A 15,761-nucleotide genomic window follows, 5' to 3' on the forward strand; every position below is an offset into this window, starting at 1 on the left:
ATCTTTTCCACCCAAGTCCTTGTCACAAGCGAAAGTGTGAATCTTCGTATATAGGTTCACGTGTCATGTTGGAGTAGCATAGGATGTTGTGACGTTCCAGGGTTCCAAAGATTTTCAATATATTTTCCCTTATAGGCAAGTTACTGTATAAAACAAATTTACAACCAATAAATCTATAATTCCATTATTTTAAATTATAGCATAAAAAAAAGGGACTTTATTAGACGTATTATAGGACTATTTTCCTTTTAAATACAAATGTTCTCCAATAAGTAACAAAAAATGTCAAAAATTCGATTTGAATATGTCAAAAATTTCATTTAAATATGTTAAAATAGTTTAATAGATAGGAGTGATAGAATGAAGAGTATTAGGATAAAAGTAATATTAGCCTTTTGTACAATCTTAATAATTTTTAATGGAGCTATAGGAGTGTTATCCTATAAGAGTTTAGTGGACTTACTAAAGGAAAGTGGCATGTATACATTACTTGTGGCTACGGAGGAAAGATCTAAGAGATTAACTAGTGAGATAGAGGGACAACTAGATAAATTACAAGTGATTGGAAACAAAATAGATACTAATATGCCTAATGAAGAATTGATAAAGTTAATGGCCCATGATGTTAAAGAATATGGATATTCATTTATGGGGTTAACTTATAAGGATGGAATTTGTTATGGCTTTGATGGTAATACATATGATTTGAAGGGAAGAGAATATTTTAAAGAGGGAATTAAGGGAAATACATTTGTAAGTAAACCCATATTTAACAAAAAAGATGGTTCTAGGGTGGTGGTATTTGCAGTGCCAGTAAAGGTTAATGGAGAAACTATTGCCGTATTGGCTGCATCTAAAAAGGCCGAGTTCATAACAGAAATATTAGAGAATAATGAAGATAATAATAAAGGTTATGCATTTATAATAGATAGTAAAGGTGATGTAATAGCCCATAAAAATAGAGAATTAGTTACTAATGAATCAAATTTATTAGAGGTACATAAAGAAAACCAAGAATTAACAAAATTACTAAACAATATGATTAATGGTAAAAAGCTTATGGATGAATATGAAGTGAATGAAGAAAATATGTTAATAAGTTCTGCGTCAGTAGAAGGTGTAGATTGGTATATGGGTATAACTGGACCTGAAAAGGAGTGGACTAGAGGTGTAGAAAAGGCTACTAGAACGAGAATATACATAAATATAGGCCTACTAATAGTATCAATAATAGTATCATACCTGGTTGCTAACTCCATATCTAGGCCAATAAAAGAAATAACTACCCATGCAAAAACCATATCTGAAGGAGATTTAAGTGGAGAAATCCCTAATAGACTTTTAATTAAGAAGGATGAAGTGGGAGATTTATCTAGGGCACTAAAAGAGTTAAATGATAACATGAGTATTCTAGTTAAGGACATAAAAAGTGCGTCAGATAATATAATGGGTTCTTCACAAGACTTAACATCCATATCAGAACAGGCAGCAGTTACATCAGAAGAAATATCGAGAACCATTGGAGAAATAGCCAATAGTGTTACAAACCAAGCCCATAATACGGAAGAGGGCGTTAGTAGGTTAGACCAATTAAATGGATTGATTCATGAAAATGAAGAAAGTATAGAAGAAATGAGTAATACATCTTTACAAATAAATACCTTAGTTGATGAAGGCCTAGTATTAATAAATGATTTGAGTAAAAAAACAGTGGAGAATAATGAATCTTCACAGGAAATTTATGAGGAAATATTAAATACAAATAATAAGGCAGATGAAATAAATGAGGCAAGTAGTATAATAGCATCTATTTCGGAACAAACTAACCTGTTAGCATTAAATGCAGCCATAGAGGCAGCTAGAGTTGGAGAAGCGGGGAGAGGATTTACAGTAGTTGCAGAAGAAATAAGAAAGCTAGCAGAAGAATCCACCAAATCCACAGAAGTTATAGATAGGATGGTTAAAGAATTACAAGGAAGTTCTAAAAAGGCAGTAGGCATAGTAGAGGAAGATTTAAAAATAAATGAGGAACAAGTTAAACAGGCTAAAGACATAGAGGAAAAATATATACATATATCTAGGGCCATTGATAATATGGCAAGAAAAATAGATGAATTAGATAAGAGTCAAGGTCATATACTAAATACTAAAGATAAGGTAATGGACATAGTGGAAAATTTATCTGATATAGCACAGCAAAATGCAGCGGCGTCAGAAGAGGTAGCTGCGAGTGCAGAAGAACAAACTGCATCTGCCAATACTGTATCTGAAAATACAGAAATGTTGTTAAAAATTAGTAAACATTTACAAAATAATATTAGTAAGTTTAATATATAAGCTGGGTTTAGCCCAGCTTTTAATTTATGGAGCCATATGATATAATAAAATTCCTTGGGAAAAATGATAATAATTTTCAATAGAAAGTTTAAATGAGGTGATAGGGTGTATAAAAGATTAATTATGTTGATTTTATCCATGAGTATTATTTTGAGTGGTTGTAATAAAAATATAGAACCTGTAAAAAGACAAACTTATGCCCTTGGTACTATTATAGATTTTACTATACTTGGAGAAGCGGATAAACATAAGGTTAACAAGGCCATAGACAGGGCCATACTAAGGATAAGTGAAATTGAAAACAATATGTCTGCAAATATTGAAGAATCAGAAATCAGCCATGTAAATAGGCATGGGGGAAAAATAAGAATAAGAGTTAGTGATGATACTTTATATGTGATAAAAAGGGCATTAGAATTTGGTGAAATATCTAATGGAAAGTTTGATATTACCATAAGACCCCTTATTAAGTTATGGAATATAGGAACGGAGAAGGAAAGAATTCCACCTAAAGAACAAATTCATAATATAATTAAAAATATAGATTATAAAAATGTGGAAATTAATGATGAAACTAATGAAGTATATTTAAAATCTAAAGATATGGGAATTGATTTAGGAGGTATAGCTAAAGGGTATATAGGTGATGAAGTAAGAAAAATATTTAAAGAAGAGGACATAGATTCGGCTGTAGTTAGTTTAGGTGGAAATATTACCCTAGTAGGAAAAAAGATAGATAATTCTCAGTGGAAAGTGGGAGTACAAAATCCAGAAAGTCCTAGAGGTTCCCATATAGGTATCCTTCAGCTAGATGAAACTAATATAGTAACTTCAGGAAATTATGAGAGATATTTTGAAAAGGATGGAAAGAGATATCACCACATATTAGATCCTAAAAGTGGATATCCAGCAGAGAATGGTGTTATAAGTACAACCATAATAACAAAGGATGGAGCATGTGCAGATGCCTTATCCACATCCACATATATACTTGGATTAGATGAGGGAATGAAACTTATAGAGTCCCTTCCTAATGTGGAATGTATAATGGTTACAGAGGATAAAAGGGTATATTCAAGTAGTGGAATTAAGGACAAATTTCATTTGACAGATGATAATTTTATGATAGGGAATTAAGTTATAAAGAAAAAATTGAAGAAATAGTAAAAAAACCACAAATTTATTTTAATTATTTTCTTCGTTATGAAGTTGATTACATATGTTTAATATGCTCCATCACCATGCCTTGAAAATAATTGAAATTCATCAGAGAACTGACTAGTTCATTTCTTTCATATGCCTAATAAAAAATCTAAAGAAGAAAATTTTGGAGGTATAAAATGAAAAAGAAAATAAAATCCATATTAATAGCTCTAATTATAGGAATGGTGGCTATAGTCTTATTTGTTCCTCAAGTGAGAATGGCTGCAAATATACTGTATTTAAATACTATTGAAACTACTGAATTTAGAGTAGAAGAAACCAATCTTTATATGAATGGTGAAATTAATAGTAAAACTCCTGACCAACTTAGAAAAGTCATATCAGAAAATCCACAGGTAGAAACTATTGTCATGTTAGAAGTTCCAGGGTCCCTTGATGATGAATCTAATATTCCTATGGCAAGATGGGTTCGTGAAAAGGGATTAAACACATATTTAACAAAGGATAGTATGGTGGCTTCTGGTGGAACAGATCTTTTTCTTGCAGGGAATAAAAGAACTATGGAAGATGGAGCCAAGGTGGGAGTCCACTCATGGGATGATCCTTTAGGAAAAGAAGCAAAGGATATTCCAAAGAATCATCCTGATCATAAGGAATATATAGAATATACAAAGGAAATGCTCGGAAAAGATGATTTCTATTGGTATACAATTTATGCTGCACCGGCAAATGATATATATTGGATGAAAAATGAAGAAATATTAAAATACAATATGGTAACGGAGCCTATTGTGAAAAAAGATCAAATATAAAATTATTTACCAGATATATGAGGTATTATCCCTATATGAGGGGTGGCAAAGTCTAGGGAAATAAAAAATAGTACTAACAAGTTTTTTGTCAGTACTATTTTTTCACCTCTATCCATACTAAAGTTCCCTTATTTACTTCACTTTCTACACCATAGGAATAATTATGGGCTTCTAATATATTTTTCACTATGGACATGCCTAATCCTGTACCAGATTTATCTCTTTTCCTAGATTTATCGACCTTATAAAACCTTTCCCATATATGAGGTAGATCCTCTTTAGGTATACCTGATCCAAAATCTTTAAACTCTATTTTTATAGAATCCTTGTTATCTAATAAATTTATTTGAATTTCACTATCATTAAAGGAGTGTATTATGGAATTATTCAGTATGTTGAAAAATACTTGAAAAATTTTATTTTCGTCTCCTTCTATGATTAAATCCTTATTAGGATTAAATAATATATTTATGTTTTTTTCTTTGGCAAAATATTTCAATTTATAGATGACCCTATTTAGGGTATCATTCACTAGAAAAGTTTCCATGGTAGGATCATAATATCCAGCCTCCATTTTAGATAAATATAAAATATCTTCTACCATATTAGTAAGTCTATCAGATTCATCTATTATTACCTTTAAATTTCCTTCCCTATTTTCCTTTTCTTCTCCTTCTATATCTAAGGTAAGTTCTGCATAAGCTTTAATTAAACTTATGGGAGTTTTTAATTCATGGGAAGTATTGGCTATAAATTCTCGTCTGAAAGTTTCTGTTTGGCTTAATTGTTCAGCCATTTTATTTATGGTATTTCCCAGGATACCTATTTCATCTTTGCCTTTTACATTTATATTATAATGAAAATTGCCCTTTGCAATTTCCTTTGTGGCATGGGTTATTTTTATTATGGGTTTTGCAAACATTTTAGATAAAAATAAGGATAATATGGTTCCAACTAAAAGGGAGATTCCACTTATTATGGACAATTGCTTTTTCAATACAAATGTAATAGAGTCAGTTGAAGAAAGGCCAGAAGACAGCCAAACATTACCTACTACCTTATCACCTTTTTTTATGGGAAGGGCCACATTTAAGTGCCTTACAATATTTTTACCATTCTTTTTCTGTATTAAACGATTTACATAAAGGTCCTGTTTAAAGGAAAACCTTTCAAATCTAGGAGGCGGTTTTTTACCTAGGATTCTTAGGTCATTTAATCCTCGTTCTCCTAAGAGATTATTATATATTACATTGCTTTTCCTATCGATTATATTTACACGGCCATTTAAATCAGATGCCACTTCATGGATTTTTTTCGATAGATTATGAGAGTCTATGCCTTCTTTTTCCACAATGGTAGCTATTTCTTTACCACTGTCTATTAGGGAATTAGTTATGGCATCTATATAAAAATCATCTAGAAAATATACTTGAAATATCCAAGATATACCCAATATTATGAGTATAAGTGATGTAATAAATATCCAAAGTTTACTCAATATATTTTTCATATTATTCTTCCACCTTAAACTTATATCCAGTTCCCCATATGGTCTTTATGTATCCCTTGTAGGGAGAGATTTTTTCCCTTAATTGTTTAATATGGGTATCTACCGTTCTTAGATCTCCCATAAAATCATAACCCCATACTTTATTTAGAAGGACTTCTCTAGAACAGACCTGTTTATTATTAGTAGTTAAAAATAATAATAGATCAAATTCTTTAGGAGTCAAACTTATTTCTTCGTCATCCACTAATAGGATTCTTTCTAATGGAGAAATCTTAATATTTCCATAGGTTAAGATGTGATTTTTTACAGTTTTAGAACTTCTTTTTAATATGGCCTTTATTCTAGCCACTAACTCCCTAGGACTAAAGGGCTTTACTATATAATCATCTACCCCTAACTCAAATCCAAATAATCTATCGTATTCTTCACCACGGGCAGTTAGCATTATTATGGGAGTATCCAATTTCTCTCGTACTTTCCTACAAAGGGTCCACCCATCTATTAGGGGCATCATAACATCTAATATTATTAAGGAAAAATCATTTTCCTTTTCTAGTATTTCCAAAGCTACGCCTCCATCACAGGCTTCTATTACTTCATATTCTTCCTTTTCAAGATATTTTCTTATGACTTGGCGCATTTTATCTTCATCTTCAGCTATTAATATTTTTATCATGAAATCACTCCCTTCCTCACTTAGTAATAAAATGGTTTCCTTAAGTAGGCTCATATAAAACTAACATCCACACTAAAATCATGTTGAAATTATCATATCATAAAAGGTTTTTATTAACTATAGGGTAATCATTATTCTCATTAAAAATTCAAATAGTCCACACAAAAATATCACAATTCATTAGTGAAATTACAAAAAAAGTGAAAGCTTTAGGTTGATAAATCTATATGGATAATTTTATATGAAACCCATTTTTGCAAAATACAACAAATTTTGATAAAATACTCTATACGTAGGGAGGAATAAACATGGCTTTTATTATAAATTACATAAAGGGTTTATTTTTACGAAAGAATGAGAAGGACTTATCTGAATATTTATTAGTATCTAATATAATACAAACATCTATTAAAAAATAGAACAGGATTTATCCTGTTCTATTTTTTTTGGTGTAAAATTGGTTTTTATGTGACTCTGCTGGAAGTGACTATATTTTTAGGAATATATGACTAAATTTAGTTTAATATTAAAAAACCTATATAAAAAGCATAATAATTTGTATATGAGCAAAAATGGGACTTGTACAATAACCTACAAAAATTTACAATAAAATAAGAGATAGTATAGAAATTATATTTAACATAGTTCTAAAGTAGGAAATACTTTAGGTGCAAAATGTAGCAAGGAGATGAAAATGGAAAATAATCCTAACATATTTTATAGAGATAAAAAATGCATAAAATGTCATATGAAATTCAAAACACCCCAGGTAAAAAGTAATGCGGTTAGGATAAAAAACAGAGATACAGATAATTGTCCCCATTACAAGTTAGATAATCCTTTATTTTATGAGTTTTATATATGTCCCCATTGTCACACAGTTTTTACAGAACATTTTGAAGAAATAACTAAACAAAAGGATAAAGAAGTTTTAGATAAGATATTTTCTAATATGAAAAATATAGAATCTTTACTTAAAGAGAGAAATGTGGATGATGCATTGAGACTGGCAAAATTGGCCCTTTTTGGTGGAGAGTTTTTAAGGGTTAGTAGTATTAAGTTAGCTTCCATATGCCTAAAGATAGCTTGGTTTAATAGATATAAAGAAGACGTGGCAGAAGAAAATCGGTTTTTGTGTAATGCTTATACTCATTTTGAAAAGGCATATAATAATTCAGATTTGAAAATAAAGGATAAGTCTGTACCAGAGGATTTTGTAATATATACTTTAGCTGAATTAAGTTATAGAATAGGAGTATACATAGATACTAAATCCTGGTTTAATCAATTATTCAAATTTCCAAGCAGAAGTAACTATGTAATGAAGGGTAGAGATAGATGGACAGACATAAGACAGGAAATGCCAAAGATAGGTTAGGAGACATAGGTGTATAGATTTCTGGTGTATAAACTTGCTTTATGTGGGCCTATTTCAGGAAAATATTGAAAATCTTTTCCACCCAAGTCCTTGTCACAAGCGAAAGTGTGAATCTTCGTAGATAGGTTCACGTGTCATGTCGGAGTAGCATAGGATGTTGTGACGTTCCAGGGTTCCAAAGATTTTCAATAGTTTCCCTTATAGGCAAGTTACTGTATAAAACAAATTTACAACCAATAAATCTATATAATATAACTGTATTTTATACTGGGGGTTTTAACATGTGCTTAGATATTGTAAACGATAAAGTATTGACCTATGAGCAAAAAGTATTAGGTTTAGGAAGATGTGCTGAAAATTCATTAGATGTTTTAAATATTAGTGAAGAAGTGAAAAAATATAGAGAAGAAAATATAATATGCGACTTGTATGAGGGAAATGCTCCCTATAGGCCTAGGTATATAGTTGTAAACTTTGAAAAGTTTATGAAAGAGGGTAGTGAGTTTCTAAGACTAAATCCTCCTAAGGATATTTGGGAGGCAGTAAATAATCTACTTATTTTTTATAAACATATACCATCAATTACTTCCTTTCCCGTATATATAGGAAATATAGATTATTTATTAGACCCCTTTGTAAAGGATGAAGAAGAAGCCTATAGAGCTATTAAAATATTTTTAAACCATATAGACAGAACTATTACAGATTCCTTTTGTCATGCTAACATAGGGCCTAAAGATACAAAGGCGGCAAGACTTATTTTAAAGGCAGAAAGAGAACTTGAAAACAGTGTTCCTAATATAACTTTAAAATATGGAAAGGATACACCGGATGAACTGGCCATAGAAAGTATAAAAACTGCCCTGGTAGTGGCAAAACCTAGTTTTGCCAATGATGAAATGTTTAAAAATGATTTGGGAGAGTATGGAATAGCTAGTTGCTACAATGGTTTAAAAATAGGTGGAGGAGCTTATACCTTAGTACGATTAAATTTAGGAAGATTAGTAAATAAAGCAGAAAGTATGGACCAATTTTTTAATTATCTATTACCAGATGCGGTAGAAAATATGGTCTCTTATATAGACGAAAGAATCAGATTTTTAGTTGAAGAAAGTAATTTCTTTGAAAGTAGCTTTTTAGTAAGGGAAGGTTTTATAGACAAGGACCTTTTTACAGGCATGTTTGGAATGGTAGGATTAGCCCAATGTGTAAATAAATTATTTGAGATAGAAAAGATAGAGGGCAGATTTGGTCATTGTAAAGAAGCTGACGATTTAGGAATTAAAATAGTAGAAGCCATGGAAAAATTATTAGATAAATATAACAACACTTATTGCAAATGTACAGGTGGGAAACATTTACTACATGCTCAAGTGGGAATAGATTCAGATGTGGGCATATCACCAGGGTGTAGAATACCCATAGGAGAAGAACCTGATCTTTATAAGCATTTGATACAATCATCTAAATTTCATAAGTATTTTCCGTCGGGAATAGGAGATATTTTTCCCTTTGAACCTACGGCAAAGAATAATTTAAAATCCGTATTAGATATTATAAAGGGGTCCTTTAAAAGTGACATGAGATATATGTCTATTTACTCTAGTGATAGTGACCTTATAAGGATAACGGGATATTTAGTTAAGAAATCAGAAATAGAGAAATTATCTAAAGGTCACCAGGTTTTAAAGGATACGGTAGTACTAGGAAAGGGTGCAGTGGATAATCACGGTATACTAAATAGAAGGGTAAGAAACAATGAAAGCCTTAGTAAATAAAATTATCCCCTTTAGCCTTGTAGATGGAGAAGGAAATAGATTTTCTGTTTTTTTACAAGGGTGTAATTTTCATTGTTTGTATTGTCATAATCCAGAAACTATAAATTTGTGTATAGGTTGTGGTGCTTGTATAGATAAATGCCCCGTAGGAGCTTTAAAAAAAGATGAAAAAATATGGTACGATAAGAACAAATGTATAGATTGTGATGAATGTATTAAAGGATGTATCCATAAAAGCACTCCTAAAACTTTGGAATTAAGTGTAGATGAAATTTTAGAGCAAATAGAGGAAGTTAGACCATTTTTATCTGGAATCACCATATCTGGAGGAGAGTGTACCCTACAAAGGGATTTCATATTAGAGTTGGCTAAAAGGGTAAAAACTATGGGACTTACTCTATTTATAGATACTAATGGTTATATACCAATTTGGAAGGATAAGGAATTGTTAGATAATATAGATAAGGTTATGCTAGATGTTAAATCCTTTGATAGAGAAGAACATATTAAATTAACCCAAAAGCCCAATGATTCCGTATTGGAAAATTTAAAGATTCTTTTAGAAAAGAAAAAAATATATGAAGTTAGAACTGTAATAGTACCCGATTTATTAGACAACGAAAATAATGTTAAAAACATTAGTAGGATAATAGGTAATATAGATAAAAATGTAAGATATAAGTTAATAAAATATAGATCCCTAGGTGTTAGAAGGGATAAATTAAAATCATATACCCCAGAAGATGAATATATGAAAAAGTTAATGGATATGGCTAAAATGAATGGCTGCAATAATGTGATAAGCTCCCTGTAAGGGAGCTTAACTTTATAAAACTAGGTAGTTGTTTCAAATTTATTATTGCACTTTGGACAAGTTACAGCAATTTTTCCCTTATCCTTTGGAATTCTAAGTTTAGTATTGCAACCTGAACAAGGTGTTACATTATAATCTAACAGGGATTCTATTTTATCCATGTCTGGTCCAACTACTACTTCATCATCAATTATGAAAGCTGGAACTCCCATTACTTTCCTTTTCATTAATTCACGTCTAGCGTCCATGTCTTTACTGATATCTCTCTCAATAAAGCTAATGCCCCTTTCCAAGAGACTTTCCTTTGCAGGTTTGCAAAGAGGTCAACTTGGGCTAGTAAACATAAATACTTCTTTCATTAAAATCTCCTCCTTTAACCTATATTATCCATGGAAAATTTGAAAGGGTGCAGAAGAGTTTTAATTTTTCTATGAATAATATGGGTTTAACTATACTTTACCCAAAAAATCCTATAAAAACTAGTAATTTGTATAAAAAGGTATATTTGACATGAACCTTTTAGTTGTAATAAAATTTAGATAACTGTATTATTTAAGGAGGATATTGACTTGAAATCAAAATTAAAGAGTATTATTCCACTAATATTTTTAATTGTTTTTAGTATGACCCTAGTTGCACATGGGGAAGGTACCATAGTAGGAGTCGTAATAGATGATGACACTACAGTTGGATTAAAAGCCAATATGAAGTCCCAAGTGGTAGAAAAACTTAAAACAGGAGACAAAGTATACATAGAAAAGGCAGAGGGAAAATGGTATAAGGTATCTACTGATAGGGATAGAGTGGGATTTGTTCACTCTGAAAATGTATCTATTGTAAATGAAGATGAGGTTTTACTGGAAGATGCTATTATAAACACAGGAAGTGTATTTGTCCTTGAAGAACCTGATATAAATGCTAATATGATAGGTAGGCTAGGTTTTTCAAGTAAGATAATAGTTTTAAATAAAAAAGGTGATTGGGCTTATGTATCTTTAGGAGATGAGCCTATAGGATGGATAAAATATGATGATTTAATAACCACATCCTATTATCCCCATGGAAAGATTACAGAGGAACAAGTTCAAGTATTAGATACTAATTCTTCAGATGGACAAGTATTACTTAGTGTTTCTAAGGGAGATAGGGTAAAAATAAAAGATTATAAAGAAAACTATTTCAAAATAGAAATAGATAAAGAAGAAGGTTGGGTATCAAAAGAATCCATTAAGAGTGTACATAAAGATTACATAAAGGAATCGTTAGTTGTGACTAATGGAGAGAAGGTAAAAGCAAAGGATGCATTTAAAGAAATTATAGAAAATAGTAGACTTTTAGGAGAAAATTATACGGCAACGGCCTATGATTTATCCATAAAATCTTGTGGCAAAGCTGTAGGGTATAAATATAGGGGTATGACAAGATCTGGAATAAACTTGAATGGAAAACAATGGGCAGATGCCATGGTAGTGGCAGTAGACTCAAGACAAATACCACTTGGAAGTAAGGTACTAGTCATATTTAATGAATCTGATTGGAGAAAGAAATATGATGGTGTATATTTAGCTGGAGATACAGGTGGTGGAGTAAAGGGCAACACAATAGACATATATTTAGGAGATATAGGCAATAAACAAATGAAGGAAGTTAGGGACTTTGGTAGAGCCTATAAGGTTAAGGTATATATGATAGATTAAATGCACTAAACATTTTTCACATATTTTCCTTTGTAGGCAAGTTACTAAGCTTGTTTTATGTGAGCCTACTTCAGGAAAATATATTGAAAATTTTTTCCCTTGTAGGCAAGTTACTATATAAAGAAAGCTTAGTGTTACGAAATCTATATATGAATATGATAATAAAAAATTAAATGGCATGGAGTAGGTATGTATTGTACAGACTATTTCATGTCATTTTGTTTCGTTACGTTATGAAAAAAGATCCATTACATAACTTTATAGAATATGGTAAAATTGTAAGGTGTGTGGGGGGATTTATATGAAAAAAAGAAAAAAAATAAGAAATAGGTTAATGGCCATGCTCATGCTAATAACCTTATGTCCGTTGATGTTACTAGGTGTAATGTCATATGGAAAGTCAAAAAAAGTATTAAAGGAAAATTTAGTTCTAGCTTCAAAAAACTCTATAGAAGGTATAAATGAAAATATATCAAAATTCTTATTAGATATTGAAGAAATCATAAACATAAATGTAGATAACAAATATGTTAAAGAGCTAGGAGAGAAAAAGGAAAAAGTAGAACTAAATGAAGAAATAGTCATGGAAATGCTAAAGAACATGCAAGAAAATGATGAAAACATAGTTAGTATTTATTTAGGTACTAAGGATGGACATATGTATCTTTATCCAGAAGAGGATTTAACAGGATATGACCCTAGGACTAGAGCGTGGTATGAAGATGCATTGAAAAATAAAGAGTCTGTCATTTGGACAGAACCATATATTGATGCAACTACAGACCAAATAGTCATAACTCCAGCAAAAGCTGTAGAATACAATGGCCAACTAGTAGGGGTTATAGGTATCGATTTAGAAATCAATAGATTAGCAAAGGAATTGTCAAAAAAGACCATAGGGAAGGATGGTTATGTATATATCACAGATAAAAATGGTATAATCATAAGCCATAGAAATGAAAAATTGGTAGGGACTGATGAAGCTACAAAATTAAATTCTTGGAATATTATTAAGAATAATGATAGTGATTTCATTGACTACGGAGAAAAGGGAGAAAAGAAATTTGCTACCTTTGAAACAGTGGACATAACTAAATGGAAGGTAGTAGGAGTATTAGGTGAAAAGGAACTATCAGATAGTACTAATAGTATAAGAATTTTTATGATATATATTGGAATAGGTGCCTTAATAGTATGTATACTCATATCATTCCATATAGCAAATGGAATCTCTAAACCATTGAATGCTTTAAAGGCTGTTCTAAAACAGATTTCCAAGGGAGATTTAACAGCCAGAGTAAAGACCCATAAGAATGATGAATTTGGAGAAATTGAGGAAGCGTTTAATCACATGGTGGAGAGTATTCAAAGCTTAATAGGAGAAATGAAAGAATCTTCATATGTGGTAATGGATTCATCTAAATCCTTAAGTGATATAACAGAGGAATCTGTACAAGCTGTAACAGAAGTTGCTAAAACTATAGAAGGAATTGCACTTAGTTCTAGTGAACAGGCAATGAATACAGAGTATGGGGCAGTTAAGGTAAATGAATTAGGAACACAAATAGACTCTATAGCTAACTCAACTAATAATATGAAAAATATATCTAATGAAACGGAAAAATTAACTATAGATGGATTAAGCAAAGTAAAAATACTTACAAGTAAATCTAAAGAATCCTATGAAAGTTCAGTGAAAGTAAATGAAATAGTAGGAATGGTTGACGAAAAAGCAAAAAATATAGGAGTAATAATAGATACCATATCTCAAATATCAGAACAAACTAATTTACTAGCTTTAAATGCTGCCATAGAATCAGCTAGGGCTGGTGAGCACGGAAGAGGATTTTCAGTAGTGGCACAAGAGGTAAGAAAGTTAGCAGAAGAGTCTTCCCATGCTGCTAATGAAATAAGGACTTTAATAGAATCTATTCAAAAGGAATCTGAAGATGCAGTAAATGCCATGGGAAAAGTAAATGAAATAATAGGGCAACAGGATATAGTAGTAGGTGAAACTAGTAAAATATTTAATAGTATGCATGGTTCCATAGAAAAATTGGCAAAGGCCATATGTGATGTAGAGGAGAATAGTAACTATGTCATTTTAAATAAAAATCAAATAGTAGAGGGTATAGAAAATATATCAGCATCGGCAGAAGAAACATCAGCGGCTACACAACAGGTATCTGCCACAGTGGAGGAGCAGCTAGCTTCCATGGAACAAGTATATACTCATTCACAGGACCTGAAAAATCTATCCTATAAGTTAGAGGAAACGGTAGAACAATTTAAAATATAGTTACCAATACAAAGAGGATCCTGTAAGGATTCTCTTTCTCAATATTTAAATAGCAATATAAAAGGCAGAAAAAACCAGAATATTGGAAAAAAATACACTATTACTTACAAAATCCTTGAAAAAATGATAAACTTTACTTAATAGACTTTATGGAGGTGGATTGAGGACCTATGAAAAAAAGAGGAAAAGTAAAGAATTCATTAATGATTGTGCTCATGATTATGGTTATTATACCTTTATTGGCATTAGGGTTTTTAACCTATAATAAAACGGAAGATGTTTTAGAGACTAATCTTATTTTGTCATCTGAGGATGCTATTAAGGTATCAAATGAACAAATAAACGATTATTTAAATAATATTGAAAGTAAAGTAATGATCATTGCTAATGATGAGACAATTTATGAATTACTAGATAATCCTAGTGTAGAAGATGAAATTCATGGAAGAAATGCTTTGGATAATGTTAAACAAAGTGATGAAGATTTAATGTATGTATATTTGGCATCTGAGGATGGCAGTATGTATGTTCAACCAAAGGTAGAACTGGAATATGGATTTGATCCTAGGACGAGACAGTGGTATAAGGATTCCGTAAGTAATAAAGGGAAAATACTTTGGACAGAACCATATATTGATGATATAACGGGAGAGTATATAATAAGTTGTACAAAAGCCCTAGTAAAGAATGATCAAGTAGTTGGAGTTGTGGGAATAGATTTAAATTTAAGAACTTTATCTGAATATATAGCAAACAAGACTATAGGAAAAGACGGATATATATATATAACAGATAAAGATGGTACTATGATAAGTCATAAAAATAAAGAATTAATAGGAAAAGATGATGCAACTAAACTAGAATGTTGGGATACTATAAAAAATAGTAAGAGGGATTTTATTACATATAAATTTCAAGGAGAAGACAAGTTTGCAGTCTTTACAACTAATGAAAAAATGGGATGGAAGATTATAGGTGCCCTTAATGAAGATGAATTATCAACAGATACGGGTGCTATTAAGACTTTTATATTAATTACAATTGCTGTGTCCCAGTTGTTGGCCATAGGAGTATCTGTATTGGTTGCTAATGGTATTTCTAAACCCCTTAATTCTTTAAAGAATACTTTAAATGAAGTGGCAGAAGGGAATTTAGGTGTTAGGGCTGAAACTAACAGAAATGACGAGTTTGGTGAAATTGAGGATGCTTGTAATCATATGATTGAAAATATTAGGGGATTAATAAAAGGTACTCAAGAATCTTCTAGGGTAGTATTAGAATCTTCAGAAGCACTAG

At 31.0% G+C, this 15,761-nt stretch carries 11 protein-coding genes and 1 pseudogene; 9 read left to right on the forward strand and 3 right to left on the reverse strand.

Annotated features, from left to right (window positions below):
* The first annotated feature begins 360 nt into the window (after window positions 1-360).
* From N4A57_RS08700 to N4A57_RS08710, 3 genes are all read left to right on the forward strand, one after another.
* Window positions 361-2,337 carry a methyl-accepting chemotaxis protein gene (locus N4A57_RS08700; protein WP_293657590.1) on the forward strand — a complete coding sequence of 659 codons (1,977 nt, stop codon included), beginning with the start codon at window positions 361-363 and terminating at the stop codon, window positions 2,335-2,337.
* 105 nt (window positions 2,338-2,442) lie between these two features.
* A complete protein-coding gene (locus tag N4A57_RS08705) occupies window positions 2,443-3,474 on the forward strand; it encodes an FAD:protein FMN transferase (RefSeq protein WP_293657592.1) in 1,032 nt (343 codons plus the stop codon).
* A gap of 203 nt (window positions 3,475-3,677) precedes the next feature.
* Window positions 3,678-4,313 (forward strand): hypothetical protein, encoded by a 636-nt coding sequence (locus tag N4A57_RS08710; protein WP_293657594.1) that lies wholly within the window; start codon window positions 3,678-3,680, stop codon window positions 4,311-4,313.
* Window positions 4,314-4,407: 94 nt separating this feature from the next.
* Here the strand turns inward: N4A57_RS08710 and N4A57_RS08715 are convergent, their stop codons facing one another.
* Both N4A57_RS08715 and N4A57_RS08720 read right to left on the reverse strand, forming a co-directional pair.
* Entirely contained in the window at window positions 4,408-5,823 is a 1,416-nt protein-coding gene (locus N4A57_RS08715; protein ID WP_293657596.1) for a sensor histidine kinase, read from the reverse strand.
* A 1-nt stretch (window position 5,824) separates the two neighbouring features.
* Entirely contained in the window at window positions 5,825-6,499 is a 675-nt protein-coding gene (locus tag N4A57_RS08720) for a response regulator transcription factor (protein WP_293657598.1), read from the reverse strand.
* 694 nt (window positions 6,500-7,193) lie between these two features.
* Here N4A57_RS08720 and N4A57_RS08725 point away from each other — a divergent pair.
* The 3 genes from N4A57_RS08725 to N4A57_RS08735 all read left to right on the forward strand — a co-directional run bounded on the left by N4A57_RS08725 (window position 7,194) and on the right by N4A57_RS08735 (window position 10,469).
* Window positions 7,194-7,877: a DUF2225 domain-containing protein gene (locus N4A57_RS08725; RefSeq protein WP_293657599.1), complete on the forward strand. Its 684-nt coding sequence runs from the start codon at window positions 7,194-7,196 to the stop codon at window positions 7,875-7,877.
* A gap of 281 nt (window positions 7,878-8,158) precedes the next feature.
* Window positions 8,159-9,655 carry a YjjI family glycine radical enzyme gene (locus tag N4A57_RS08730; protein WP_293657601.1) on the forward strand — a complete coding sequence of 499 codons (1,497 nt, stop codon included), beginning with the start codon at window positions 8,159-8,161 and terminating at the stop codon, window positions 9,653-9,655.
* The gene (locus N4A57_RS08735; protein WP_293657603.1) at window positions 9,636-10,469 is read left to right on the forward strand and encodes a YjjW family glycine radical enzyme activase; all 834 of its coding nucleotides are present in this window, start codon (window positions 9,636-9,638) and stop codon (window positions 10,467-10,469) included. The genes N4A57_RS08730 and N4A57_RS08735 overlap by 20 nt, the downstream gene beginning before the upstream one ends.
* A 20-nt stretch (window positions 10,470-10,489) precedes the next feature.
* On the opposite strand, the pseudogene N4A57_RS08740 reads toward N4A57_RS08735, so the two are convergent.
* Window positions 10,490-10,780, reverse strand: a pseudogene (locus tag N4A57_RS08740) (glutaredoxin family protein); the annotation flags it as partial.
* Between the two features lie 258 nt (window positions 10,781-11,038).
* Between N4A57_RS08740 and N4A57_RS08745 the strand changes: the two are divergent.
* The 3 genes from N4A57_RS08745 to N4A57_RS08755 all read left to right on the forward strand — a co-directional run.
* The gene (locus tag N4A57_RS08745) at window positions 11,039-12,166 is read left to right on the forward strand and encodes a 3D domain-containing protein (protein WP_293657605.1); all 1,128 of its coding nucleotides are present in this window, start codon (window positions 11,039-11,041) and stop codon (window positions 12,164-12,166) included.
* Between the two features lie 301 nt (window positions 12,167-12,467).
* Window positions 12,468-14,465 carry a methyl-accepting chemotaxis protein gene (locus tag N4A57_RS08750; protein WP_293657607.1) on the forward strand — a complete coding sequence of 666 codons (1,998 nt, stop codon included), beginning with the start codon at window positions 12,468-12,470 and terminating at the stop codon, window positions 14,463-14,465.
* A gap of 170 nt (window positions 14,466-14,635) precedes the next feature.
* Window positions 14,636-15,761 (forward strand): cache domain-containing protein (locus N4A57_RS08755; protein ID WP_293657609.1); only part of this gene is annotated, 1,126 nt, incomplete at its 3' end.

Origin of the sequence: Anaeromicrobium sp. (assembly GCF_025210435.1) — a bacterium.
Taxonomy (GTDB): Bacteria; Bacillota; Clostridia; order Peptostreptococcales; family Thermotaleaceae; genus Anaeromicrobium.

Excerpts from the sequence above, each read along its gene's own strand:
- N4A57_RS08700 (WP_293657590.1), top strand. The coding sequence starts at position 361 with ATGAAGAGTATTAGGATAAAAGTAATATTAGCCTTTTGTACAATCTTA.
- N4A57_RS08710 (WP_293657594.1), top strand. The coding sequence starts at position 3,678 with ATGAAAAAGAAAATAAAATCCATATTAATAGCTCTAATTATAGGAATG.
- N4A57_RS08715 (WP_293657596.1), bottom strand. The coding sequence starts at position 5,823 with ATGAAAAATATATTGAGTAAACTTTGGATATTTATTACATCACTTATA.
- N4A57_RS08720 (WP_293657598.1), bottom strand. The coding sequence starts at position 6,499 with ATGATAAAAATATTAATAGCTGAAGATGAAGATAAAATGCGCCAAGTC.
- N4A57_RS08725 (WP_293657599.1), top strand. The coding sequence starts at position 7,194 with ATGGAAAATAATCCTAACATATTTTATAGAGATAAAAAATGCATAAAA.
- N4A57_RS08730 (WP_293657601.1), top strand. The coding sequence starts at position 8,159 with ATGTGCTTAGATATTGTAAACGATAAAGTATTGACCTATGAGCAAAAA.
- N4A57_RS08735 (WP_293657603.1), top strand. The coding sequence starts at position 9,636 with ATGAAAGCCTTAGTAAATAAAATTATCCCCTTTAGCCTTGTAGATGGA.
- N4A57_RS08750 (WP_293657607.1), top strand. The coding sequence starts at position 12,468 with ATGAAAAAAAGAAAAAAAATAAGAAATAGGTTAATGGCCATGCTCATG.